Genomic DNA, 25,003 nt, shown 5'->3' on the forward strand with positions numbered 1-25,003 from the left:
CAGAATGCCGAAACTTACTCCCGCTTCCTTTAAAACCTTAACCAGGGCAGTCGATACTTTCTTGATTCTGTCGTCGAAGGATCCGGCGCAGCCAACGTAAAAGAGATACTCCACACTCTCCGCGTCCTCGGCTTCACCAAGGATCTTAACATCCAAGTCGGCAGCCCAGTTAGCGCGGTCAGCCCAACCAATCCCCCACGGGTTCGAGTTCCGCTCCATATTGGTAAAAGTCAACTGGGCCTCGGCAGGAAAGTCGCTCTCGTCCAAAACATACGCCCGCCTAAGCTGCATGATTTTGTTGGCATGCTCGTTCATGTTGGGACATTGTTCACGGCAGGCCCGGCAAGTAGTGCAGGCCCAGATTGCATGTTCGTCGATCACTTCGCCAAGCAGTTTTTTGGCATCCTCGGCATCTTCCGACTTTTGCTCCTGCTGATCAAACACCATGTGGCCGTCAACCATCTTGATCCGCGGTTCGCCGGGGACGATCTCTTCCAGGTGCTCTTTGATATGAGCCAGCAGTTTTTTCGGAGAAAGCGGCTTGTCGGTCAAATAAGCCGGGCAGTTATCCTGACAGCGGCCGCATTCGGCGCAGGCATAACAATCCAGCAGATCCTTCCAGGTAAAATCCGACAGCTTATTTACGCCAAAAGTTTCTCTCTCTTCATCTTCAAAGTCAATCTTCTCCATCGGCTCGATCTTGCTGTCCATATACCTGAAAATAATATTAAGCGGCGCGGCCGCAGGGTGAAGCAATGGAGAGTAACGCGGAATACCGATCAGGGTAAAAGCAGCCAAAATGTGCACCCACCAGAAGACCAATTCGAGCTTGCCGGCCATGGCAGGCTCCACACCGTTAAACAATGAGGCCACCAGAAGGCTTGCCGGGGCCATCGAAAGCCGCCACTGGTCAAAATACTCGGGGGAAGCGATCAGTTTAAACCCGTAGGAAAGGAAGAACGCTACCACAATCAAACAGAGATCTGAAATAAGGAAGACAATAAATCTTTCTTCTTCCCATGTTCCCGTGTCCAGGCGGGGAATTTTCTGCACATAGCGCCGCCAGGCTGAGTACAACATCCCGAATAAAAGCAGAATACCGCCAATTTCAGTAATTAAATAAAAGTACGGTGACCCAAATATAACCAGACCTATTAGTTTTTCCAAGGCGAGATGAACCGCGCCGAGGATAAATAAAATCACTCCGTATAAAATAGGAAGGTGCATCAGGGCCGCAGCCGGCTCCCTGGCAATCTTGCGCTGACAATCCTGTCGGCCGAAAAACCCCATTATACGCTCCATAAGACGATCGGAGCGGTCGATTGGACGGCCTATCCTCACTCTGTTATAAAGCTTGGCTAACCCCATCACACAGAAGTAGCCCGCTACAGCTAGAAGCAAAATGAATACTATGATGCCTGTCGTACTGAGCATCCCCACACTCCCCTTTCATATTGATATGTACTTTTTCTAACATGAAAACAAAAAACAAAAACCACGACGGTCTCTTTCATGAGGGAAAAAAGACCTTCGCGGCCCTATCTTTACTTATCTTAACCACCCCTCTTTCGTGGCAGGTTGTTAGTCCGCACTTAAGCAGGTCTTCTAACTCATGTCTCACTTCGCTAAAAACTTTATCATATTTTCACTACCCTGTCCATAATAATTTTGTTATATTAACGCGGGCGCGCAAATTTTTGACGACCGTTATTTAACTAGGTACTGCGCTGTTAATCCCAGTACCAGCAGGTGGAAACTCTGATCAATTACAATGCTCATCCACGGCAGACTATCAGCATTGTTTACCCGGCGAACCCAAAAGAGCACAAACTTTCTCTGATCCAGAACAAGGTGGCTGACAAAGATAACGATAAGAGCCCGAGCACTCAGACCACCCGCCGGCAAGGCAACAATATAGATGGTCATAGTGTAAACCAAACAATGGGTTAACAGCGAAGTTGCGTTGCTGGTTTTTTTAGCCATCCAACCTGTTTGAAGCAGAAAATCGCCGATCATGTGCCCCACCAACATCCAGGAAAACATATTCATGCTAATTTACAGCCTCCATATTATAGTCTGTATCTTGTTATAGTCTGTTCTTGGCTATTACTTACAACTTCCTGACAACTAATGTCAAATTTTTATAATTGACTAGTTGTTTTTTAAATTATTCCCCGTTAATGGCAAAAACCCTTTTAACATTAATAATCGGCAAAAAAATAAATAATCCATCTAAAAGACCGGGTAATTTTCATGCCAGGAAGTAATGCTTATCTTAGTTGTGATCCATTCCGGCTGATGGTTAGATAAAGAACTCTCATATTGAACCAGGGTATTGGCTGCAGGGCTGATCATGATTTTATCGCAGATGAGACTGCCATGCACTGTCGCGGCGCCCCCGACATTGAGCATTCCCGCGCCCGACGCTCCCCCGGAGGGCGTGTACAACAACGCCCAGACCTCTTTGCCGTCGGCGATTGTTATACCTCTGTCGCCGAAGCACAAAATCGCCAGGCTGCTGGCCGGATTATCATGATTTCTTTTTAAGTCGCTTGAAATATATACATCTCCTCCGGCGACGATTGCGCCAACTCCGTTATAATTCCCCGATATCGTCACATCGCCCGTGACATAAGTAATCCCGCTTATTTCAAAGCTGCCGGTAAAAGCTTTGTCGCCCGTATATTTCAAATCATGGTTTTTTTCGTACATTGACAAATCCAGAACCGGAAAAGGCGGCACCGTTATAACACCGGCGCCGCCCTGATGCAGCTTGGAAGCCTCCATGACATTACCGCTATCATTAAAAAGAACCCCGTTATAATAAATATCTCCGCTAATCGAGGCCCTGCCGGCTAAAGCCACTTGAAAAGGACTGGCGCCTGCTTGTCTGACTCCGCCGTTTACCTGCGCGCCGCTTTCCAGGATAATGCTTTTTGCCGCTTTAACTTCATCCGCTGCAACTGTCACGCTTTCTAAAACCGTAACGGTCCCGCCCGCGGTTATCTCTCCGCTGAATATGCCGTTGCGCCGGAATATCAGATCACCGGATGATGTGACATGAGAAATCACCACTCCGCCGCCAAAATCCGACTCCGGCGAATTGACCCACACACCCCTGGAGAAATGCAACGGCGCGTCTACTCTTGCCCTCACTTCAAGTGTTTTTTTACTACCTTCATAAGCACCTACCGAAGTTATTAAAATATTTGTATATGCGACATCTTCCCTTGATAATGGAACTGCGGGATAAATGCCTTCCTCTTTAACTTTTACCTCAGTGATTACGCCACCGGCGTAGTTTTGGTTGATGATAAATTCAACTTCCTTATTAGAATCAAAATGAACGTCATCCCACAGCCAGCCACTGTCCGACTTGACCTTGGCAAGCGCGCGCTCCACCCCGGCGTCCGCAATATAATAAGCCTGCACCATTGTTCTTTCCGCTAAGGATGCTTTGCGGCACTCACTGACTAAGGTAAGCGTCGAAAAACCAATTAACAGAATCAGCAACGTCATCATCACAACCAAAATGAGCGCCTGGCCGGATTCATTATCGACACTTTTCACGGCAAAGCCCTCAATCGCACTTTTTGAGTGAGCACAAACGGACCTACGTCTTCTTTTTTCGCTGCTAATGATATTGTCAGAAGCTCGACGGAGTCAGTCCAATTGGGTAATAGCTTTTGCCCGGCAATATTGGACTGGTCAATAACCAACCCCGCTTTGGTGGTGTAAACAAAACTGACACTCACAATATCACTCGCCACCGGACTTGACACACCTTTTTCCCTGCGCAGCAATTCATTTAAATTACAATAATAGCGAACGGTATTTCCATCAGCGTTGACAAAAGTGAAACTGCCGACGTCGCTGGAGGTTGATATGCTTCCCGCGTATCTTATTTCTCTACACATCCTGCCAAGCGATATGCGCAGGCCGTCATACAGATCCACCTTGTCACCGGCCCGCTTCCAAAACATCGAGCACTGGCTGAAAATATCCCATAACGCCAAGGAGAGTATACTCAACAGGAGAGTTGAAAGCATTAATTCGACCAGGGTGAAACCACGCTCGTTTTTAAAGTGGCCCACGTTTTCACCTCCTCGCAATCTCGCCGGTTAAAGCCACTTCTTCCGAGATGCCTGCGTCATTATAAGAAACCGTGACAATGACCGTTTTACTTATCAAATCGTTATCCGCCACAGCCACTGAGTACCGAAAACCGGCAAATCCGGCATAGTCACTTTCCCCGGCAAAATCAACCAGGGCGATATCCTTCACCAGAATAAAAGGGCTGTTTTTTATTTCTTCCATTTTACTTTGAGCCAGCGACAAAGCAGTATTATAACGGTATATATCAGCGTTACCGCGGCAGGCGGTAACGAAGCCGTCCATCATTGCCGCCAGCGACACCGACAGAATAACCAACGCCACCAGTACTTCTACTAATGTAAATCCTCGCTCATCTTGTATAATATATCTCAACCCATCACCCCGACCAAAAACGATGCTTGCTACGGATGGTTTCTGCTAACCCGCACCCTGCCGACAGAGTCAATAATGACATATAGGGAATCCCCGGTCGCCCGGTCTTTAAGGGTGGCATGACCGCCAATACCATTGACGGGATTTCCTTTGGTGTTAAAAAAAAGACGGAGCTCACTATTTGGGCCAAAAGCTGCATAATAGAGATCCACACCGGCAGGAAGCTTGGTTGTTTTATATGCCTTTGGTCCGCTTTCAGCATTGATTAGATAATAGCTGTCCATAACGTTGTCAAACTGGATGTAAAAACTGCAGTTTTCGTCTCTCATCTTATTTTGTTGAACTGCGCGCATGTCCGAGACCAGTTCCCTGGCCGCGCATTCCAAGCTGTATCGCCCGATTAATCTATTAAAATCAGGTATGACAAGCGCAACGATCATACCACTAATGGCAACCGCAATCATTACCTCAATTAACGAAAAACCAGAATGATTAACCAGGCTCTTATTCTTTAGACTTCGCTTCATCTCTCATAAAAAGGTTGTGAAACAACCCTCCCGCTTACCTCAATAAATGACATGAATCGCATCATGGCGCGCTTCCACCCGAATTTATCAAATCATCCAAGGGATCGGCCTCAGCATCTGAAGTATTTTCAGCCGGGTTAGCATCACTGGTCGCCACAATGTTGTCGCCGCCGGAAGAAAGGCCGTCCGGCCCGTAGGAGAAAAGCTTATAAACGGAGGGCTCAGTGTCATTTGTCAAGTATACGTAAGGTTTTTCCCACGGGTCTTTGTATGATGCCGACCCAAAGTTGATGCCGTAATCCTCAAGCACGTCATTAATCTGCGAAGTAGTCGGATACACACCTTTTTCCGCTCGATAAACGTCAATTGCCGTTTTCATCGCTTTCAATTCCACCATGGCTCTTTTTACCTTGGCTTTATCAACCTGCTTGACCATTGAAGGAACGGCAATAGCGGCCAACACGCCGATAATAACAATCACCACCATTAGTTCCATTAGAGTGAAACCACTTTCGTTTCTTAGCGCTCTAGCAACCAACATCCTTTCCCCTCCTGACAAAGCTAGATTCCTTGGAGGCATACATAATCAATCGCATGAAACTTGCCTAATCAATATAGTTCATGATGCTGAACATAGGCAGCATCATTGACAGAATGATGAAGGCAATCATTCCACCCACTACAATGATTAAAACCGGTTCGATCAACGAAGACAAGCGCGCAACCAGTTCTTCAACTTCTCTTTCGTAAAAGTCGGCAGCCTTCTCCAGCAGAGTGTCAATAGCTCCTGTTTCCTCGCCAATGGCGATCATCCTGGTTACCATCGGGGGAAAAATCCCGCTTTTATGCAACGGCAAAGAAATTCCGTCGCCTTTTTTAATGCTGCTCTCCGCCTCTTTAATGCTTTTAATAAAAACATAATTTCCCGTGATATTCTTAACCACGTCAAGTGACTGCAAAACAGGAACGCCGCTTTTCAAAAGCGCGCTAAACGACCGGCAAAAGCGGGAGACAATCACCTTCCGGATTAAAGGCCCAATTACTGGAATGCTAATAATTATTTTGTCTTGAACTATCTTGCCGCGTTCGGTCATGATCGCCCATTTACAGCTTACTGCCGCCACCGCGAATAAAAGTGCGGTTAAATACCAATAGTCATGAAAAAAACTTCCGAGCCGGACGATCAACCTGGTGGCAAACGGAATGGGAGCCATCATGCTGTTCAATAAGAAAACAAATTTCGGGATTACGTACGTTAACATTATAACAACTGATAACACAGCCACTGCCGCAACAACCGCCGGATACATCATAGCCGATTTTATTTTTGCCAAAAGCTCATACTCCTTTTGCGCGTTTACGGCAAGTCTGTTCAACACTTCATCAAGCGTCCCGCTAACTTCCCCTGATTTCACCATACTAATAAAAAATGGAGAAAATACTTTTGGGTGAGAACTGAGTGAATCCGCCAGTGACATACCTTCCTCAAGACTCTCCGTTACTCTCTTTAATGTATTTTTGAGAACCACATCGTCACTTTGCTGGATCAATATATTTAGACATTGAAGCAACGGGATGCCAACTTGAATCATGGTGGCCAACTGGTGACACATAAGAACCAGTTCCCTTGCACCAACCTTTTTCGCGAAAAAAACGACCGGATTAATATACCTTCCGCCGGATACTTTCCCTCTTTCCCCCATGAAAAGCCCGCGCTTCCCCATCAGGTCTATCGCCTCACGACGGTCTTTCGCCTCTAACTTCCCGCTAGCCAGCCGGCCTCGCTTGCTGCGGGCCTTGCAAACGTATTTAAGAAGCATTTACCCACCACTATTTTCAAAAAATTTTATGGAAATTTTTATAAAACTATTTATCTAACTCAATCAATTCTTTATAATGGTAGTAATTCCTTCATTCTTAGGAAAATTTTTCAGTTATTTTACCTATTGCTACATTTTTCTACTAATGAGGCATATATGGATATCAGGCTTCATCGTTATAAGCAACTCGCATAACTTCCTCAATTGTCGTCAATCCGTCTAAAACTTTCCGGATACCATCCGTTTTCAGACTAATCATTTTTTCCGCCAAAGCTTTACGCTCTATTTCATCTGCCGACGCATTTTTTATAACCAGCGCACGCAGCGCGTTTGACATAGGCAAAACCTCATGAATAGCTATGCGGCCACGGTAGCCGACATTACCGCACTCATCGCAGCCCATGCCTTTATATAGTGTAACTGGTTGCTCCGGCCCCACCCCGATGAATGCGCGCTCAGGTGCGTCTGGACCTAAGACAGACGCCAGGCGGCACTTTGGGCAGATTAACCTGACCAGGCGTTGCGCTGTTGCCGCAAGCACCGACGATGCTACGAGAAACGGTTCAATACCCATGTCGACAAGGCGGATAATTGCCCCTGCGGCGCTGTTAGTATGGATGGTTGACAGCACCAGGTGCCCGGTCATTGCCGCCCTAACGGCAATTTTAGCAGTCTCGCTATCCCGGATCTCCCCGACCATAATTACGTCCGGGTCCTGCCGCAAGATCGCCCGCAAACCGGCCGCGAAGGTCATACCGGCCCTGGTGTTAACCTGTGTCTGGTTTATTCCATCCAGCATGTATTCAACAGGATCTTCCACGGTAATAATATTTTTGTCCACTTTGTTGATCTCATTAAGCGCCGCATAAAGGGTAGTGGTTTTTCCACTTCCTGTTGGTCCTGTGATCAATAACATACCGTTAGACCTTCTCAGGGCGTTTGTTAACTTCGTCAGGTTCTCAGGCCCTAATCCAATCCGCTCGATTTTGAATGATTTTATATTTCCTTTATCCAGGAGCCTGGCAACAACCTTTTCCCCGTGAACGGTCGGCATGGTGGAGACTCTGAAGTCAATTTCACGTGAATTGAATTTCAACTGAAATCTACCGTCTTGTGGAATCCGTTTTTCGGCTATATCTATATCGGACATGATTTTAACTCTTGAGATTACAGCAGAACGTGTTTTTTGAGGAATTGTCATGATCTCCCTAAGCATGCCGTCAATCCGGTACCTAACCCTGGCGCGACCTTCTTGAGGCTCGATGTGTATATCGCTGGCATTCTGTTCAATTGCCTGAAGGAAAATTGAATTTACCAGCCGCACGACCGGCGCTTCATTCAGCTCCTCTTCCCAAGCCCCTGATTCAGGCTCACGCAATTCAGCCTGCGGTTTATATGCCGCAAAGGCTTTGTCAACATTCCATATCCCCAAGTACTTTTCTATATTTTTATCCAATATTTTATTCTCACTCCTTGCCTGGTAATAAAACCTGGTAAAGCCTTTTCCAACAATTACTTCTATAATAATACATAATTTTCCTCCCTTTAAGGACTGCGTCAAAAGTAAATTAAAAATTCTTGCCCCCGCGATAGGCCAAAATTAATTATATAAACAGCAATCCCGCACCACTTTGATAGTGATACGGGATGATCTGGATGCAATACCAGGATATTTACCGTTTTGTTTTCAAAAAATTGATAAAAATATATAAAAGGAGGTGGTAGTTAATGTTTCGAAAAGAGATGTCTTCAACAACATCAGATATAAAAATGATGACAATAACGTCTTTATTAATGACAATTCCCTTTATCTTCTACATGAAAGATATTGCCAACTCGCTACGCACCATTGCAGAAAGAGACAAATAACAGAATTAAAAAATCATGGATTGGAGGGTAACTAAATTGGCTAAACGGCGAACAGTACCGGCGAAAAATAAAACAACCGATCCTGAAGGCAATGTTTCAATAATAACCCCAAAAGGCAACTGTGGTAAAAAAACAAAAAGAGAATCCTTGAAAAACAAAGCCGCTGAATAGCGGCTAATTATTTTAACCGCAGTTTTTAACATAGCCCTCTATTTGCAGCACATCGGCATATTGTGCGACTACAGGCAACGATTCCTCATCAGTGACCTCTGTAGCAATAACCTTATTTGTAAAGATCTATTTTTTTTACCAGCTACTCGCTGTTGCAAGACTGAATCGACTGTTTCGGTAAAAAACACACGGTGATGTTATAATAGTAACGGAATTAATAATGCAAAGGGGTTTAACCATTTAAATGAAAGATTATCTCGTGCGAGGAATAGGCGAGGACGAGCAGTTTCGTGTCTTTGCAGCCGTCACTACTTGCCTTGTGGAAGAAGCCAGGCACAGACACGACACCTGGCCTGTTGCCAGCGCGGCTCTCGGGCGCGGGCTTACCGCCGGGCTGCTGCTCGGCGCCAACCTGAAGGGTGATGATATTCTTACCTTGCGTATTCTGGGCGATGGGCCTCTTGGGGCGATTCTTGTCACAGCAAACGCTGCGGGTGAAGTGCGGGGATATGTTCAGGAACCCCATATAGACCTGCCCGCCGCCCGGGCAGGAAAACTGCCGGTGGGGGCCGCCGTAGGAAAAGGTTTTCTTCATGTCACCAAGGACCTCGGCTTGAGAGAACCCTTCACTGGAAGCGTTGAGCTGGTGTCGGGCGAGATTGGCGAGGATGTGGCACAGTATCTTCTAACCTCGGAACAGACTCCGTCAGCGGTATCCCTGGGCGTGCTCGTAGGACCCGACGCAAGCGTGAGGGCTTCAGGAGGCCTGATTATCCAGCTTTTCCCCGGTGCGAGTGAAAAAATCTTGTCCCACCTGGAAAAGTGCCTGCTTGAGATGCCCCCCGTCAGCAGCCTGGTTAACCTCGGAATGACTCCCGAAGAAATCGTCGCCAAGGCCGTAAAAGGTTTGCATGTCCAATACCTGGAGAAGAATCCGGTACGCTTTGCCTGTAAGTGCTCACGGGAAAAAGTAGGGGATATCTTAGCGGCTATGGGGAAAGAAGAGATTGAAAAACTCTTGCGGGAACAAGGAAAGGTGGAAGTACATTGCCATTTTTGCGGGGAAAATTATATTTACGAAGCGCTAGATTTAAATAAAATCATTTAAGTGCCGGGGCATTTATGAGCCGTCAAACGGTCAGCGGGACAAGCTTCAATCTGCCGCAGGCAGCCAGGTGGTCGTCTTTTATTATTAACGCTCCGGTGATCCCGTCAATTCCCACGGCGAACTCTACTGCCGCTTGTATATCCTCCTTGCTTTGGACAAGATTGCCCACTGTGGTGGCTACCGCGTCGGCCAGGATGGCGGATGGAGACAGGATCACGGCGGCATCGGCTTTACCCAGGCTTAATGATGGGCCGACTGTGCCGGAAGAAGTGCAAATTCCTACGGGGGTGTCTTCCGGCATGATTTCCAGCGCAATTCGATTGGACAAGGCGGAACTGCCGGCAAACACCCCGATCCTGCGCTGCCGGGTGCTGCGCAGAAAAATATCGCCGCCATTTTCCACAATAACATCCTTCGAGCGCCTGACAAGCGCCCGGCCCACGTATTGAGCAAAAGCGCCGGCCACGGCAGCCATCGGCCCCACACCTGCGATACGGGCCGCATCAGCCATGTCTGCCGCGATGGGTGGCGCATCTGGTCTGATCGCGTGCGGTTCCATCGCTTGAAGGAAAACAGGGTCCGACTCGATATAATTTTCCAGAAGAATCCTCTGTTCCCGCACTATTTCTTCCACCCAGCGCGTCAATTCCAAAGAAAACCTGTCCCGGCGCACACCAACACTTAAATCAGTCTGGCGCACCACTACCTGAAAATAAGTCAAGTCTTCCTGGCGGAATTGCCGCCGGTACGAGCGATCAACATAATCCAATTAAAACTTAACCTCCATAGCCTTGACCGGGCAGACTTTTAAGCAAATCTGACAGAGCACGCAGTTGTCACTGTCAAACGCCACTTCCATTGAAGGCCTATGCAGATATAGCGCGCCGGTGGGACAGATATCGGTACAGGCGCCACAACTGGTGCACTTCAATTCGTTCCTTGACAACTGCTCAGCCAAAGGTTGTACCCGGACGCCTTCGCTTTCCAGATACTCCAGGCCTTTTGCATATTGTTCCCCGGTAAGTTCCAAGACAACAGTACCTTCTTTGTTTGGGTTGACATTCGCTTTAATTATATTGAAAACAAGTCCGTAATCCTTAGCGAGGTGATAAATAATAGGCTTGTCGGATATATCTTTGCCAAAGCGAAGAATTATTTTTTTAGCAGCCAAACGCCGTTCACTCCTCTATCATTTAATAATCAGTTTACTAGATGCTAAACACCATTAATGTCTAGAGTTTTTGCTGTGATTTGATCCTGGAAAGAAGGCAAAAGTTTTACCGGCTCGGAAAGGGAAAAGTCCCCTTTCTGAATCCAATCTTTTAACTTTCCGGCAATCTCCCTGGCTTTAGGATAGCTTGACAGAGGCGCGGTTGGAATTTCCTTGCCGTTAATGGTAATTTTTCCGGTTTTCAACTCCGCGTAACTGACATAGCCTAAATTGCCGGGGATACGCTGGCCATAAGCATCACTATAGTCGACAACAGGCGCATAGAGGTCGCGATCGGTGATAGACACACAGCTCATCACATCCTCGTTAAGGATGGGGATAGGGATGCCGATACCCACCGTCAAGGTAGCGCCATAACCCAGGTAGCTTGTACCGACCAACCATTCGGGCTTCATTTGCTTCAAATCCCCGATCACGGCGAGTGTGCCGCCAGCCGGACCATAAGAATTTTTCTCCTGGTCTGTCTGAATGCCCGGGAAATGCTGTGTACCGTGCCATGCCACGTAACCGATGCCCCCACCCAAAAAGATCCGGGTACCTATCCCAATAGTCAAAAAGTAAGGGTCATTAAGCAACGGACTAAGCTGACCGGCGCTGCTGTAATGCGCGTTGCCCAAGTTTGGCTTGAGCAATCCCATGTAAGTATAAATAGTCTTGCCGCTTAAATTAACAGCACAGTTATAATTCTGGTAGGCGTTTCGCGGATTGAACAGCGTGGCCTCGTTTATGTCATTCAGGGTAATATAAGTTTCCAACTCCCGCCTGGGGTAACAATCCGTACCGTATGATAAAGCTTCTAATTTTATTGACTTGCCTGCCAACAGGTCATGGATCACGTGTCCGCCCCCATAGCGGAACTCACCGGGGTAATTGCTGTTGCAAGGGTCGTCCTCCGGCAACTCGGTAGCTCCCAGGTAGGCGTCAACCGCTGCTATACCGGAGTATGCGGGAATACCGTTCAGCCATACTTTCTGCATTCTGATTCTTGGCTTGGAATGCCCGAAATTCAGGAAAACCCCGGAAGAACACATTGGGCTGAAAGTCCCGGTTGTCACAACATCCACCTGTCGGGCAGCTTCAGAGACCCCCTTCTCTTCAACCAGAGCAATAACTTCCTCCGCAGTTAATACCACTGCCTTGCCGGATCTGATTTTCTCATTAATTTCTGCATAGGTTTTTTCAATTGCCATTTACATACCTCCCCATATTATGCCCTTCCATGCCGACAAACTGAAGGCCCCTTCAAACAGAAGAGGCCTGCAAGTAATCATTGCTTCCTCTTATCTGCCAGAAGAAATTTCTCCTGCTGGAATTAGCACCATTTTGGGTTTCTTACCTCCCAACGGTTGCCGGGCTTCATTGGGCCAGTCCCTCCGCCGCTCCGGATAAGAGCACATATTGTGTATTACGCTAATCTTAAGTTTACCAGTAACCATATATCGTGTCAACGGTTCATGTGTGATTCAAACAGCAGAATAAATTTCCTTTACAAATCCAGCTGGAAATATGATGCTGATATATGCTGAAGCCGGCTCGCTGATAGATCTAGTAAATATTTAAAGCGCTTTCTCTTTAATAACCAGATCGCTGTCGTTTCCGGCGATTGCTTCATCTGATACCGGCCTGACCGGTCTAATGTGAAAGTGATTATGCTGAATAAATATTTGATGGACCGTGCCGCAAAGCGGGCATTTCTTATTCTCGCCGTCTTTGAAACGCATCTCGCCAATATGCCTGCTGCAGCAAGTAACTTCCACACTAATAATCGTACCGTTATTAAGAACATTCACCCGGTAATCACTGCTATAATTTTTTGCCTGGTGGTTCATAATACATCACCCCTTAAACATTACTTTTTTAAGTGATCCCAATATAGCACTTGTTTCTCACACTGACAACCCCCGCACCGGACGATTAACTTACACCAACTCCCTACTGAACTGTATATTGCCGGAATGAAGCCGCGCCGCTGACATTTATTCGCATATAAAAAAAAGACCTATAAAATAGGTCTCCTTTATTTCGTGCTTTTCTTATCATTTTTTGAAACAAATGCATCAGCGCAGCAATCTTCTTCTATTTCCTGGCAAATATCACATTCTTCATCAGCAGGGGAAGTAACAGGATCAGGGGTTTGCCCGTGATTTTTCTTACGTGGAATCATTACCGCCTACCTCCTTGTTATTCTATTATTAGCTGCCATAATATTATATTATTAACCTCAAACAATCCACTTAATCAGTATTTAACAGAAACAGTTTTTTATGGTTAGATTTTAGAATTACTTATTCTTAACTGCCGCATTTTCTCTGAAGAAAAATGATATGGAATATAGGCCGGCGAGTCCAACCAATGTATAAATTACCCTGCTAAAGTCGGACGATGCCCTAACCGTGTCTCCCCCGAATAAAGCCGTGATCAGGTCCCATTGAAACAGCCCTACCAGCAGCCAGTTCAAAGCTCCAATGATAACAAGCACTAAAGCTGTCTTTGACAACCATTCCATTTAACACGCCTCCTGTTATTAAGATATATTTATTATGCTAAAAAATAAAAAAAGTTATTCTTTCCTTGCATAAAAATATCCAAAGAAATTAAACTTAAAGAAAAAAGTATTTTTACTTGTGTTACAAAGAAGGATGCAAGGGCGTTAGCGTCGAAGGTAATATATGGTGTCACTTATGGTGTCACTATATTTGTGAGACCGGTATTAATATAAAATACTGCGTAGATTTATGTAAAAAAATCACTTAACAGTACAAAGGTGAGATAATGATGAACGAGAGTGTCAGGCAATTATGCAAGTTTGCCGTGGTAGGATGTTTAAACACGTTTATTGATTGGGTTGTTTATTTTACGGTAATAAAAATATTCCCTATCGACAGTATCTTTTTTTATACCGCGGTAAAAGGTTTTAGTTATTTTTGCGGTATCGTCAACAGCTTTTTTCTCAACCGCTGCTGGACATTTAAAACAAGCCCGGAAGAAAACGAAAAATACAGGTTTCTCAAATTCACCGTGGTCAACGCGCTAGGTCTTGGAATAAACAGTACTTCTTTATATGTACTGCTGCATTATTACGATTCGAAGATTATAACGCTTTTTTTAGCTACCGCTATTTCGTTTGGCTTTAATTTCATCCTTAGTAAATTATGGGTTTTCCGCAAAAGCAAAATGGTGCCCAAAACAACCGGGGGTTAAGTCGTGTCAAAAGAAGATTTTACACGTGTTGGTTATCTCTATTTTCTCAATAAGATTTATATTATTTTTTTAATTTGGTTAACCCGAGATGTCTTAAACGCATTTCTCCCCGCAAACTCTGATGGACTTCATCCCAACGTTATTTTTGACTCTTTGCTTCATTGGGACGCCGGTTGGTTCTTAAGAATAGCCGGACAAGGTTATGATTTTGACAGTGCCCCTTTTTTTCCCATGCTTCCCTTTCTAATCCGCCTGCTCACTTATGTTGTTGGAAACGGAATAATAGCCGGTTTTTTAATTACCAATATTGCGCTTTTTATAGCATGTTACTTCCTTTATATTATTGCTAAAGAAGATTTTGACCAAAAGACCGCCGCAATGACAGTTTTTATAATGTTGTTCTTTCCTACCGCCATTTTTTTTACCTCCATTTATTCTGAATCCTTATTTCTGGCTTTTGCCCTGGCTTCTTTTTATTTCGCCCGGCGGGGGCGTTGGCCATGGGCAGTTCTCCTGGGCAGTTGCGCGGCACTCTCCCGGAATATTGGGATAGTCTTGTTTTTTGTCTTTTTGTACATGCAATATCATGAAAACAATAAAAGAATAATATTGAAAAAAACAATACCACTCCTATTAATACCAGCGTCACTGTCTATCTTTATGCTTGTCTTATGGAAGTATGCCGGGGATCCGCTGGCTTTTTCCCATTCATTAAACACCGAGTTTTGGGGATACCGCCACTTCGCATACCCGGGTGCGGGCCAATTTCTGAACCTGAATATTTTTTTCTCTGATAGTAATTTTTATAATCTTTTTGAATCGGGAATGGCATTTTTATTCCTTTACTTAATCATAAAAAGTTTTAAATATTTAGAGGACAAGCCACAATTGATTTTCCTGACACTGGGATTCTTAATTCCGTTTTCTTCCGTGGTAGATAACCTGCCCCTTGGTATGCCCCGTTATATACTGGTTTTGTTTCCGGGGTATATCGCCCTGGCCCGCCTGCTCTGTAAAAATGGCTTGACTCACGTATATTCGGTCATTTCCATCCTGGTTTTCTCAGCAGTAGGTATTCTTTTTGCCGCTGGGCACTGGATCAGTTAACACCCAAGAAGGATGGTTAATTACCCAAGCACATGTTATTTTACTATATGGCTGCCAGAAGTGGCAGGAAGAGATATCCTATAATGACCCCGTTCTCAAGAAGACACGGAAATGATTTTGCAAGTTATTTCCTTGCTCCCTTATGGAACGATCATCACTGGACAAGTTGTCTCATGGAGTACATGGGTAGCCACACTCCCCATAATTGCTCGTTTAACGGCTCCTAATCCTCTATAGCCCATCACAATGAAGTCGATAGAGCTTTCTTCTGCTTCCGCACAGATCTCTTTACCGGGGTCTCCGATTCTAATAACGGTGCGAACAGGAATGGAAAAACTATTTGTGATTTCGAGTGTGTGATCTAACACCTCTTTGCTTAATTCTTCTTGAAAAGAACGGATTTGTTCTTGACTAAAAAAACGCTTTATATTGGGTGTATTATAGCTGGGTTGGACATTTATTAGAATAATTTCTTTATTCTTTCCTTCTGCAAGAAAAATCGCAAAACGAACTGCTTTGTCGGAACCAGCAGATCCATCAACTGGTACTAATATTTTGATCATATACAAACACCCCTTGTTATATTGCTCTGATCCTTACTGATTGCAATGAGATAATATCATACAGTTAACTACTATTATTTATTTTATTATAATTTAATCTTAATGTAAGCGTCAAATCTCCCATGAACTGGTGTAAATGCCATGTCACGATTCATCCGGCGTATCTTTTTTCGGTTAATCAGCAGATGAAAATTCAAGGTGATGGTTCGATAACCCTGGCGGGGTGAGCCGTATGGCTCTCATCGATTCGACGCATATGGGAGCATTATAAAGTTGCTGGATACAAATTATTAATATTGAATTATTAAAGCATGCCAGTTATCATGTGGAACCCCCGGCCAACCATCCACATAGTATATATAGAATTCGTAAAGGGTTATTATTAAATCATCCAAAGTAAAGTGTGGTAACGTACATGACAACTTATCTTGACGCAGTTACGGCTTTGGGAACAGGCAGCTTACATCCGGGAGGGTTCTACCACACTCTAAATGTACTTAATCAGGTTAGTCTATCAGTTGAAGATATTGTTCTTGATATCGGGTGTGGTACAGGTCGAACCGCTTGCCATATAGCGAAAAGTTCAGGCGCATATGTTTTTGCCCTGGACAACTCTAAAGAAATGTTGGAAAAGGCCAACTACAGGGCAACGCAAGAAGGTGTGCAGGTACAGTTTGTGCATTGTGACGCTGGAGAAACACCATTCAAAAGTAAAGTTATCGACTTGATCTTAATTGAATCGGTACTAATATTTTTGCCGGCTGCTACTGTATTGCGAGAGTGTAATAGAATATTAAAGAAAGAAGGGATATTGATTTGCATTGAGATGTTCGCAAACAAATCAATACCCCGGATAGCGCGGGAACAAATTCAAGCCGCTTGCAATTTACCCCAAATACCTTCTTTTGAAGAGTGGCTGGAAGTATTTCATAATTCCGGATTTTTACCAGTTAAAGCACATCGAAATAATTTCCCGGGTTTTTTTGATAATATTAGGAACATACTGCATCCGGACCCTTACCAAGTAGTATCGCAAGGAATGAGCTCAAACCGAGAAGTCAGTAAGGTGATGTATAAATATATGCGGTTAATCCAAACACATAAAAAATATCTAGGATTTGGTACCTTTCTTATGAGAAAATCATAAGTATTGCTTGACCATAGTTAAAAAAAATGATAAACTATATTAGTAATATGTCAAATAAACTAAATATTAAAAACGTGGGGATATAGCTCAGCTGGGAGAGCGCCTGAATGGCATTCAGGAGGTCAGCGGTTCGATCCCGCTTATCTCCACCAATATTCATGCGGGATTACGGGGTTTGGTGATTAGCCAAAACCCCGTTTTGCAAATCAATTGCAAATCAGGGATTGTTCTGAACTATACTGAACACCATGGTATAAAGTTTCACTACGGGATTATTTCCGGTATTTTTTTATTTCAGTAAATTTTCTTCAAATATAAAATCGTCCAATTGCATAGCAAGATCGCGTTGCATTTCTACCGAAACGTGGCTGTAAATATATCTCCGGTTGTTTTTACCTGCTGTGTCCCAATCGTTTCAGAAATAATTTTCAGACTCCCGCCTGCTGGTTTTTTCAGAATCGTCGTCACAGTGGATATTTCTTTGTTTATTCATTTGCCTGAAGAGGATTACTTTTTAAAATATTTTCCACTTCTTCATATCCTGGTGGAAATGCATAGTTATATCGTGCGGGAAGCGCAAAAACGTAACTTGTGTTGCGACCAAGTTCGCTCGGATTGATAGGCGCTGCACCAATGTGGAATTCGTCCTGTTGAAGCATGTTCCACTGAGCAAGAGTAAATATCATAATGGGAATATCCTGTCGAGGATTTTGAGAAGTCCAATCAGGATGTCTGATGGAAATCATCGGGCCAGTTTCAATAATCTTGCCGGATTGTGGGCCTTTGAAAGCGTTACCCTCCCATTTACCAGCTACAATCGAATAACCTTTCCAACTCTCCGGCAAGGAAAAATCAAAACCATAATGGGTATTTCTATATACGATTGAGTTTGCTTCCTCGTAGACTCCGAGGGTGGCTGCGTCAATAAGCCATCGCTCCCCGGTTTTCTTTATCTTGAGTGTAATTTGCCGCTGTGCGGCAACCCCGCCGTTCACTTTTTCCGTGCTTGTTATTTCAATTATCTCGCCTTCAACTTCATACTCATATTCTGATAATTTCTTAATGGTCTCAATTTTTATGTGATCCGGCCATGGACTTGAAGTCAGCCTACCTGGAGCATTTTGAGGATCGCTTTGCCATTCTGCAAGAAGTGCGGGGGTTACAAAACCGCCGTAGTTCTCCTGGATACTCTTATTCACTATATCTTTAGGGGCTAAAAGCGAGACGGTTTGGAGTTTACTGCCGAAATCCTCAACCAGGCTCGTAACTGCCGCCTCATCACTTGCATCGGTTTGTTGCTGTGTCTCTTGGGATTGTCCTTCTTTATTCAATTGAGCATTGTTCCTTAAACTTGTGCAACCAAACAGAGAAACACTTAACAACATGGTAAGCGCAAACAAAAATGTTTTTTTCATACAATTGCCTCTTGAAAAATTCCTCCGTGAACTTCTTTCAGGCAGATTACCTTTGTATATTAGATGATAAATAATAAAAAAAGTTCCGTGGTATCAATTTTTATCGGAAGATCATTGGAATAATGTAAAATTAGCTTTTCCCGTTCCTCTTCTCCATGAAGGGGTATTTCTAAAGTCTTTGTACTGTGCAACAATTATTTATAGACCTTCAGGCCATTCATATACATAATTCCTCCTGATTTGCTTATTATAACTGTAATAAAAAACTACCGGAGGTCAGCAGGATTGAACATACTCTCAATATTACCCTCTTTTTCCAAGATAATTCCATTAACCAAATCAGAGAATAATAAACCTTTTCACGCCGGCGAAATATATTTTCTGTGGGAGGGTTTAACGGCAGGCTATGGGCTGGTTTCCGTTGCGGAAACATACTTAATGAATACAGAGGAAAGCGAAATCCATTTTCTTTTAGAATCTCTGGTAAAAGAAACTTACATGAAACGTATCAACCTATTAGAAAAAATTCTAAAAAAAGAAGGTTTCACAGTGCCAGTGCGCCCGGCCTCAAAGCTCTTACAGGGTAAACCCGGGGTTGGACAAGAAGTAAAGTTGAATGATGATGAAATAATTAACAATTTAATTGCCTGGGGACAGGTTACGTTAAATCAAGATGCCAAGGCTGTAGGAGCAATTACCAGAGAATCTGTTCGAAAGGTTTTTACTGATTTGCTTTTCGATAATATGAAGAACTATGATATGATCATGGACTTGGCAATAAATAGGCAAACGTTTATACCGGCTCCTCCCGCTACTGCAAAAGATAATAGCCTAAATATGGATGAAGTAGCCAGATTGTGGGAGGAAATTCACTTTAGGCACATCAGCGTAATCAACCTTACGGTATATTTAAGTAATACAAAAGACCAGGAATTAATTAAACTTTTAAAACGGGCATTATTTGAAGTAGCCCTGCCTCAGCTTGATCAAATTGAAACGATGCTGAAAAAAGAAGGTTTCACTGTTCCGACACGCCCTGCTGACAGATTAGAGCAAGGACCGCCCGGACAGGTAAGTAAAATCAATTTAAGTGACAATGAAATTCTTGGGGTGCTGTTAACGGCGGCACAAATCGCTATAATGTACCATGTTAGGGCTTACTCTCTAGCAATAAGGAAAGATGTGAAAAACCTATTTCGGGATTTTACATCGACTGAAGTAGAAGATTATCAGAAATTAATACAGTTAACAACTCAGCGCCATACCCTGGATAATCCCCCCGTTGTTACTTCTAGGCACGGATAAAATTTGTTATAATTTTTTATAATACTCCTCCATCTCACCGCAAGAGCGGAGATACAAATAGTGATGAAAATTTATTTTTCACGCTAACATAACTGCTGTTTTAACATTATCTTTTAAAATGTGCCACACCGTAATGGATTTTTGACGCATTTTTAACAAAATGAATACCTATCATACCAGCCAATAATAAACACTAAAACGCCCATGAATGATAATTGACAAGAAGCTTAATAAATATTTAATTTTTCATCCCTCCTGTATGTGTTAACGTTCTTTAGTCCTGATTTCTTCCAGTAATTTCCCCTCAAATTCACCGAGCAACATGGCCCCAAGATCTCCTTTAGCGCGGTGCCGCACGGCAACGCTGTCCCGCGCAATCTCTTTATCCCCGACAATCAGCATATAAGGTATCTTATGGGTTTGAGCCTCACGTATTTTATAATTCACTTTTTCATTACGTGTATCCAATTCAACTCTGATGCCAGCCTCTTCCAACCGCTTGACAACATTGCAGGCATATTCAGCGTGCCGGTCGGTGATGGCAATCACACGCGCCTGAACCGGCGCCAGCCAAGCTGGAAAAGCTCCGGCAAAGTGTTCTGTCAGGATGCCGATAAATCTTTCTATACTGCCAAAAACCACCCTATGGATCATCACGGGCTGGTGTTTTTGACCATCCTCACCCACGTAGCTCAGGTTAAATTTCTCCGGCATCTGAAAGTCCAGCTGGATAGTGCCGCACTGCCAGGTGCGGCCAAGCGAATCCTCCAGGTGAAAATCAATCTTGGGGCCGTAAAACGCTCCGTCCCCTTCATTAACTTTATATTTCAGCCCTCTGGCGTCAAGCGCGTCGCGCAGCACATCCGTGGCCATGTTCCAGACTTCGTCCGATCCCATCGCTTTTTCAGGCTTTGTGGACAACTCCACAAAATAGGTAAAACCGAATACTTTATAAAAATCATTTACCAAGTCGATAACCCCGATTATTTCTTCTTTAATCTGCTCCGGCAGCATAAAAATATGGGCATCGTCTTGAGTAAAGCACCGTACCCGCATCAAACCGTGCAGCACGCCGGAAAGCTCATGACGGTGCACCAGGCCCAATTCAGCAAGCCGGATGGGCAGTTCGCGGTAACTGTGCAGCCTGCTATTATAAATCAGGATACTGCCGGGACAATTCATCGGCTTGACCGCGTAATCACCTTCATCTATCTTCGTGAAATACATATTTTCGCGGTAATGGTCCCAGTGCCCTGAATTCTCCCATAAAGACCTATTAAGAATAATCGGTGTGCGTATTTCCTGGTAACCCCTCTTTTGATGCTCCTCACGCCAATATTTCTCCAGCTCGTTGCGCAGGATCATACCTTTGGGATGGAAAAAAGGAAAACCCGGCCCCTCATCCATGATGCTGAATAAATCCAATTCGGCTCCAAGCTTGCGGTGGTCACGCCGTTTAGCCTCCTCAATCCGGAAAAGATATTCCTCAAGCATGGATTTTTTCGGAAAAGATGTGCCGTAAATACGCTGGAGCATTTTGTTTCTCTCATTGCCCCGCCAATACGCGCCGGCCACGTTCATTAATTTTACCGATTTCAGTCTCCCGGTGGAAGGAACATGCGGGCCCGCGCATAGATCGGTAAAATCACCCTGCCTATAGAATGAGAGCACAGTATCGGGCGGCAGATCTTCAATTAATTCCGCTTTATATTTCTGCCCTTTTTCTTTAAAGAAATCAAGGGCTTGAGCCCGGGAGAGCTCAAAACGTTCAAACGGATAATCGGCCTTGATTATGGCCTCCATCTCTTTTTCTATTTTCCCCAGATCATCCGGCGTAAAATTCTCACTGGTATCAAAGTCATAATAATAGCCATCGGCGATAGCCGGCCCGATTGCGAATTTTGTACCGGGAAACAACTTTTGCACCGCTTGCGCCATAATATGCGCGGTACTGTGGCGATAAGCCCGTTTTCCCGCCTCATCTTCAAAGGAAATAAACTCAACGGAAGCATCCGTCATCATGGGCGTCGCCAAATCCATCAACTCGCCGTTCACTCTGGCGATAAGAGCCTCTTTAGCCAAGCGGGGGCTAGTGCTCTTCGCTATTTCCAAAAGAGTTGTTCCCGCCGGGTATTCTCTCTCTGCTCCATCAGGTAAAACAATCTTTACATTATTAACAGCATTCATTATCAACACTTCCCCTAAAACATATTATAACAAAATGAAAAACCCGCCTCTGACAACCGTCAGGGACGGGGTATTCCCGCTTCCACCCTGTTTAATCTTATTCACGACAGTTAACGGCTGTCTCCGGCGCGGCTTACTTGAATTTCAGCCGGCGGTTCCAAGGTGGTTTTCAACCCATAGTACCCAAAAGTGCTTGCAGCCAATGACACTTTCTCTCTGATGGCCAAGACAGGTCTACTCTTCCTTATCAACACCTGTTTCTTATATTGTTTCATTCAGTATTATTACAGCAGTATTATATTGATTTGCAGGATATTTGTCAACAAATCAAACAAACCGGAAATACCAATATTTAATTTTTCAAGGGATTACACAGTTCACAGCCCGAGCATTCACTGACCCTGCCGGCAAATACTTTTTTTATGGTTTCTATCGTTGCCGAATATCTTTTATTATATCTGCAGTGAAAAGTAATTCTTTGGGGAGCGACAGTAACAAGAGCACTTACCAATATATCCTCATAATTTATTTCGTTGTCCATCATGTCCACCAAAAATCCACCCATATAATCTCTCCTGACGGGTTGCATCTTATCGTCATAAAGCTTAAAAGCTCCATCGTTATCGATCAATACATGAATCATGCTAGCGCGAGGCTCTTGAATTTCCACAAAATATCTTAATAATTGAATAAATTCGTTGTATTCTCTTTCTAAAAGAAAGTCATCTACCGCTTTATCAGTTGCATCCTTTAATTCATTAATATACTCTTTTAGTCTAAAGCGAATAAAACCGTCAATAACAATGCTGTTGTTAAGTTTTAAGTAATCCAGCACTTTTCTAAGGATCCTGCTTTTCCGGTTCAACCGGTAAACAGATTTACGTGGTTCATTTGCTTTCTTGTTAATGTGTTGCAACGCATAAGTATATATTGTTCGCTTTTCTTCATCTCCATAATAATAATAATTTTCACAAATAATGTTCTTTAATAAAAAAGCTTCCCAATGAGACAGAATAATTTCAGATATTATGTCCGCCACATATGTTTTTATGATAATTTGCGGATCATCTTTCAGCTGATGGTAGTCCGGGAAACCGGTCAAGCAACAGGAAAAAAAAGTAAACTCGCCGTCTGACCTTTCTTCCAAATTTATCTTTAAACCATTTCTTTCAAACAGCTTCAATCCCCGGCCTAGTTTTGCCTTTAACAAATCGACATGCTGTGTGCAACCGATAGAAATAATCTGGTCAACCGTACTATCACCACCTCTTGCGTAAGTGTATGCTTGTTTAATAAATTAAATACGTAACTTCTCCAGCCGCTTTACCCTTTCGCCGACAGGTGGATGAGTGCTGAATAAACGGGTTATTGAGGCGCCTGAAAATGGATTAACAATAAAAAGATGCGACGTTGCGGGATTGGCCTGCATCGGAATTCTATGCGCCGCACTTTCCAATTTAAGCAAAGCGTCCGCCAAACCTTCCGCATTGCCTGCTATGCGTGCGCCGGTTTGGTCGGCCAGATACTCTCGCGATCGGGAAATCGCCATTTGAATAATCAAGGCCGCTATCGGCGCTAATACAGCCAACAAGAGCGCTCCAATAAAGCTGCCGCCACCCTCGTCATCATCGCGGCCGCCCATACCACCCAAAAAAGCTCCCCATTGGATTATATTCGCTATCATGGTAATCGCGCCGGCAAAGGCGGCCGCAATGGCGCCAATTAAAATATCTTTATTCTTTATATGTGAAAGCTCATGCGCCAGAACGCCTTCCAACTCGCCCCGGTTTAAAATGCGGAAAAGTCCTTCGGTGACGGCCACAGCCGCATGGGACTGATTTCTTCCCGTGGCAAAAGCGTTGGGTTGCTGCGACGGGGTAATATAAAGTCTGGGCATGGGCATTCCCGCCTGACTAGTCAATCTCCGCGTTATATCGTATAATTCCGGTGCTTCTGCTTCAGAAACAGGCCGCGAGCGGGTCATGGAAATAGCAACCTTGTCGCTGAAGTAGTAACTAAAAAAATTCATGCCCAGGGAAATTACAAAAAACAGTATGGCTCCGGATTTGCCAAAGGCGGCACCGCCGATCAAAACCAGGATGATTGATAACGCGCCCATGAGAAGCCAGACCTTTAAGCTATTCACGTTATAAATGCCTCCCCAATGTTAAAAGTATTAACACATCTATTTTATTTTAGTCAGCAAATATTTACAACCATTTCCTTTTATAACATGCGATATAAAATAAAAGGAGCGAGTAACTCGCTCCTCTTAGCAGCAATATTTATTTACAAAAGAATTGATAATAAACCGAGTGGACTGTTTAATTGCAGAACATCCGCCACGTTAAAATTCAAGGTAACATCTTTTGATACTTTTAATGGCACCACCTCTAAAGTAACAGTTGCTTGAGCATTTGTTCCCTGAACGGAAATATCACGGACGTTGGACAGCTTTACGTTGCCTTTCAATTTTTCGATTAAACTTTCCGCGATAGGACTGGCGGCTCCAACATATTTCTGAACGACTTCAGTATTTCCGTCGTTTATCCCGTTAATCAGTTCAGTCACTGCGTCACGCACATCTTGCTCGGTAACCGTTTTCTTGGGCGTTTCAGTATTTTGCAGTAAATTACAGCCGGAAAGGATAACTGACAATAACAATAAAATTAATATTAGTACGCGTCTCACGAAGTTCACTCCTTATTTAGAAAAATAGTAAAGAGAATAATATAAAAAAACCTCCCTCACCCAGGAAGAACATTAAAAAAATTTATCGTGGTGGAGGGGGCTGGATTCGAACCAGCGAAGTCGTCGACGGCAGATTTACAGTCTGCTCCCTTTAGCCACTCGGGAACCCCTCC

At 44.1% G+C, this 25,003-nt stretch carries 27 protein-coding genes, 2 tRNA genes, 1 riboswitch and 1 other annotated feature; of the genes, 7 read left to right on the plus strand and 22 right to left on the minus strand.

Annotated features, from left to right (window positions below; translation table 11 throughout):
- The 9 genes from A4E54_RS07525 to A4E54_RS07565 all read right to left on the minus strand — a co-directional run.
- Positions 1 to 1,434, minus strand: a 1,434-nt coding sequence (locus tag A4E54_RS07525) for a 4Fe-4S dicluster domain-containing protein (protein ID WP_286725394.1), incomplete at its 3' end; no start/stop codon positions are given.
- Between the two features lie 273 nt (positions 1,435 to 1,707).
- Positions 1,708 to 2,049, minus strand: coding sequence for a DUF3307 domain-containing protein (locus tag A4E54_RS07530; protein WP_240083334.1), 342 nt, complete (start codon positions 2,047 to 2,049; stop codon positions 1,708 to 1,710).
- Between the two features lie 183 nt (positions 2,050 to 2,232).
- The gene (locus A4E54_RS07535) at positions 2,233 to 3,570 is read right to left on the minus strand and encodes a pilus assembly PilX N-terminal domain-containing protein (protein ID WP_240083335.1); all 1,338 of its coding nucleotides are present in this window, start codon (positions 3,568 to 3,570) and stop codon (positions 2,233 to 2,235) included.
- Positions 3,567 to 4,094, minus strand: coding sequence for a prepilin-type N-terminal cleavage/methylation domain-containing protein (locus tag A4E54_RS07540; RefSeq protein WP_240083336.1), 528 nt, complete (start codon positions 4,092 to 4,094; stop codon positions 3,567 to 3,569). The genes A4E54_RS07535 and A4E54_RS07540 overlap by 4 nt, the downstream gene beginning before the upstream one ends.
- 4 nt (positions 4,095 to 4,098) lie before the next feature.
- The gene (locus A4E54_RS07545) at positions 4,099 to 4,488 is read right to left on the minus strand and encodes a type IV pilus modification PilV family protein (protein ID WP_240083337.1); all 390 of its coding nucleotides are present in this window, start codon (positions 4,486 to 4,488) and stop codon (positions 4,099 to 4,101) included.
- Between the two features lie 29 nt (positions 4,489 to 4,517).
- On the minus strand, positions 4,518 to 5,015 hold the full coding sequence (locus A4E54_RS07550; protein ID WP_240083338.1) for a pilus assembly FimT family protein: 498 nt from the start codon (positions 5,013 to 5,015) through the stop codon (positions 4,518 to 4,520).
- Between the two features lie 61 nt (positions 5,016 to 5,076).
- Positions 5,077 to 5,556: a type II secretion system major pseudopilin GspG gene (gene gspG, locus A4E54_RS07555; RefSeq protein ID WP_240083339.1), complete on the minus strand. Its 480-nt coding sequence runs from the start codon at positions 5,554 to 5,556 to the stop codon at positions 5,077 to 5,079.
- Between the two features lie 64 nt (positions 5,557 to 5,620).
- The gene (locus A4E54_RS07560; protein WP_240083340.1) at positions 5,621 to 6,835 is read right to left on the minus strand and encodes a type II secretion system F family protein; all 1,215 of its coding nucleotides are present in this window, start codon (positions 6,833 to 6,835) and stop codon (positions 5,621 to 5,623) included.
- Positions 6,836 to 6,998: 163 nt separating this feature from the next.
- Positions 6,999 to 8,291 (minus strand): GspE/PulE family protein, encoded by a 1,293-nt coding sequence (locus A4E54_RS07565; protein WP_286725400.1) that lies wholly within the window; start codon positions 8,289 to 8,291, stop codon positions 6,999 to 7,001.
- A gap of 449 nt (positions 8,292 to 8,740) precedes the next feature.
- Here A4E54_RS07565 and A4E54_RS07570 point away from each other — a divergent pair, with 449 nt between their 5' ends.
- Entirely contained in the window at positions 8,741 to 8,875 is a 135-nt protein-coding gene (locus A4E54_RS07570; RefSeq protein WP_286725403.1) for a hypothetical protein, read from the plus strand.
- A 244-nt stretch (positions 8,876 to 9,119) separates the two neighbouring features.
- On the plus strand, positions 9,120 to 9,983 hold the full coding sequence (gene hslO, locus A4E54_RS07575) for an Hsp33 family molecular chaperone HslO (RefSeq protein WP_240083344.1): 864 nt from the start codon (positions 9,120 to 9,122) through the stop codon (positions 9,981 to 9,983).
- A 22-nt stretch (positions 9,984 to 10,005) separates the two neighbouring features.
- Here hslO and A4E54_RS07580 read toward each other — a convergent pair whose 3' ends face one another.
- The 6 genes from A4E54_RS07580 to A4E54_RS07605 form a co-directional block, all read right to left on the minus strand.
- Complete coding sequence (locus A4E54_RS07580; RefSeq protein WP_240083345.1) at positions 10,006 to 10,752, minus strand: UPF0280 family protein; 747 nt, start codon at positions 10,750 to 10,752, stop codon at positions 10,006 to 10,008.
- Positions 10,753 to 11,154: an NIL domain-containing protein gene (locus A4E54_RS07585; protein WP_240083346.1), complete on the minus strand. Its 402-nt coding sequence runs from the start codon at positions 11,152 to 11,154 to the stop codon at positions 10,753 to 10,755.
- A 44-nt stretch (positions 11,155 to 11,198) separates the two neighbouring features.
- A complete protein-coding gene (locus A4E54_RS07590) occupies positions 11,199 to 12,404 on the minus strand; it encodes a homocysteine biosynthesis protein (protein WP_240083347.1) in 1,206 nt (401 codons plus the stop codon).
- Between the two features lie 87 nt (positions 12,405 to 12,491).
- Positions 12,492 to 12,606, minus strand: a riboswitch (SAM riboswitch).
- A gap of 164 nt (positions 12,607 to 12,770) precedes the next feature.
- Positions 12,771 to 13,043: a hypothetical protein gene (locus tag A4E54_RS07595; RefSeq protein WP_240083348.1), complete on the minus strand. Its 273-nt coding sequence runs from the start codon at positions 13,041 to 13,043 to the stop codon at positions 12,771 to 12,773.
- 188 nt (positions 13,044 to 13,231) lie between these two features.
- Positions 13,232 to 13,378 (minus strand): hypothetical protein, encoded by a 147-nt coding sequence (locus tag A4E54_RS07600; protein ID WP_240083349.1) that lies wholly within the window; start codon positions 13,376 to 13,378, stop codon positions 13,232 to 13,234.
- Positions 13,379 to 13,495: 117 nt separating this feature from the next.
- Positions 13,496 to 13,720 (minus strand): DUF378 domain-containing protein, encoded by a 225-nt coding sequence (locus A4E54_RS07605; RefSeq protein ID WP_240084598.1) that lies wholly within the window; start codon positions 13,718 to 13,720, stop codon positions 13,496 to 13,498.
- A gap of 266 nt (positions 13,721 to 13,986) precedes the next feature.
- On the opposite strand from A4E54_RS07605, the gene A4E54_RS07610 reads away from it, so the two are divergent.
- Positions 13,987 to 14,415: a GtrA family protein gene (locus A4E54_RS07610; RefSeq protein ID WP_240084599.1), complete on the plus strand. Its 429-nt coding sequence runs from the start codon at positions 13,987 to 13,989 to the stop codon at positions 14,413 to 14,415.
- Between the two features lie 3 nt (positions 14,416 to 14,418).
- Positions 14,419 to 15,522 carry a mannosyltransferase family protein gene (locus A4E54_RS07615; protein WP_240084600.1) on the plus strand — a complete coding sequence of 368 codons (1,104 nt, stop codon included), beginning with the start codon at positions 14,419 to 14,421 and terminating at the stop codon, positions 15,520 to 15,522.
- A 140-nt stretch (positions 15,523 to 15,662) separates the two neighbouring features.
- Here A4E54_RS07615 and A4E54_RS07620 read toward each other — a convergent pair whose 3' ends face one another.
- Positions 15,663 to 16,085, minus strand: coding sequence for a universal stress protein (locus tag A4E54_RS07620; protein ID WP_240084601.1), 423 nt, complete (start codon positions 16,083 to 16,085; stop codon positions 15,663 to 15,665).
- 415 nt (positions 16,086 to 16,500) lie between these two features.
- Between A4E54_RS07620 and A4E54_RS07625 the strand changes: the two genes are divergently transcribed.
- The gene (locus tag A4E54_RS07625; protein WP_240084602.1) at positions 16,501 to 17,232 is read left to right on the plus strand and encodes a class I SAM-dependent methyltransferase; all 732 of its coding nucleotides are present in this window, start codon (positions 16,501 to 16,503) and stop codon (positions 17,230 to 17,232) included.
- Between the two features lie 76 nt (positions 17,233 to 17,308).
- A tRNA-Ala gene (locus tag A4E54_RS07630) sits at positions 17,309 to 17,384 on the plus strand.
- Positions 17,385 to 17,717: 333 nt separating this feature from the next.
- Here A4E54_RS07630 and A4E54_RS07635 read toward each other — a convergent pair.
- Positions 17,718 to 18,647, minus strand: a complete 930-nt coding sequence (locus tag A4E54_RS07635) for a hypothetical protein (RefSeq protein WP_240084603.1) — start codon at positions 18,645 to 18,647, stop codon at positions 17,718 to 17,720.
- 285 nt (positions 18,648 to 18,932) lie between these two features.
- Here A4E54_RS07635 and A4E54_RS07640 point away from each other — a divergent pair, with 285 nt between their 5' ends.
- Positions 18,933 to 19,952, plus strand: coding sequence for a DUF3231 family protein (locus tag A4E54_RS07640; protein ID WP_240084604.1), 1,020 nt, complete (start codon positions 18,933 to 18,935; stop codon positions 19,950 to 19,952).
- Between the two features lie 264 nt (positions 19,953 to 20,216).
- Here A4E54_RS07640 and thrS read toward each other — a convergent pair whose 3' ends face one another.
- The 5 genes from thrS to A4E54_RS07665 form a co-directional block, all read right to left on the minus strand.
- Positions 20,217 to 22,139 (minus strand): threonine--tRNA ligase, encoded by a 1,923-nt coding sequence (gene thrS, locus A4E54_RS07645; RefSeq protein WP_240084605.1) that lies wholly within the window; start codon positions 22,137 to 22,139, stop codon positions 20,217 to 20,219.
- 58 nt (positions 22,140 to 22,197) lie between these two features.
- Positions 22,198 to 22,399: a binding site (T-box leader), on the minus strand.
- Between the two features lie 92 nt (positions 22,400 to 22,491).
- The gene (gene ytxC, locus A4E54_RS07650) at positions 22,492 to 23,433 is read right to left on the minus strand and encodes a putative sporulation protein YtxC (RefSeq protein WP_286725418.1); all 942 of its coding nucleotides are present in this window, start codon (positions 23,431 to 23,433) and stop codon (positions 22,492 to 22,494) included.
- A 3-nt stretch (positions 23,434 to 23,436) separates the two neighbouring features.
- Positions 23,437 to 24,285, minus strand: coding sequence for a zinc metalloprotease HtpX (locus A4E54_RS07655; protein WP_240084607.1), 849 nt, complete (start codon positions 24,283 to 24,285; stop codon positions 23,437 to 23,439).
- A 143-nt stretch (positions 24,286 to 24,428) separates the two neighbouring features.
- Positions 24,429 to 24,830 carry a hypothetical protein gene (locus tag A4E54_RS07660; protein WP_240084608.1) on the minus strand — a complete coding sequence of 134 codons (402 nt, stop codon included), beginning with the start codon at positions 24,828 to 24,830 and terminating at the stop codon, positions 24,429 to 24,431.
- 88 nt (positions 24,831 to 24,918) lie between these two features.
- Positions 24,919 to 25,003 (minus strand) — tRNA-Tyr (locus A4E54_RS07665).

It is taken from the genome of Pelotomaculum sp. PtaB.Bin117 (genome assembly GCF_002067195.1).
GTDB classification, from domain to species: domain Bacteria; phylum Bacillota; class Desulfotomaculia; order Desulfotomaculales; family Pelotomaculaceae; genus Pelotomaculum_D; species Pelotomaculum_D terephthalicicum.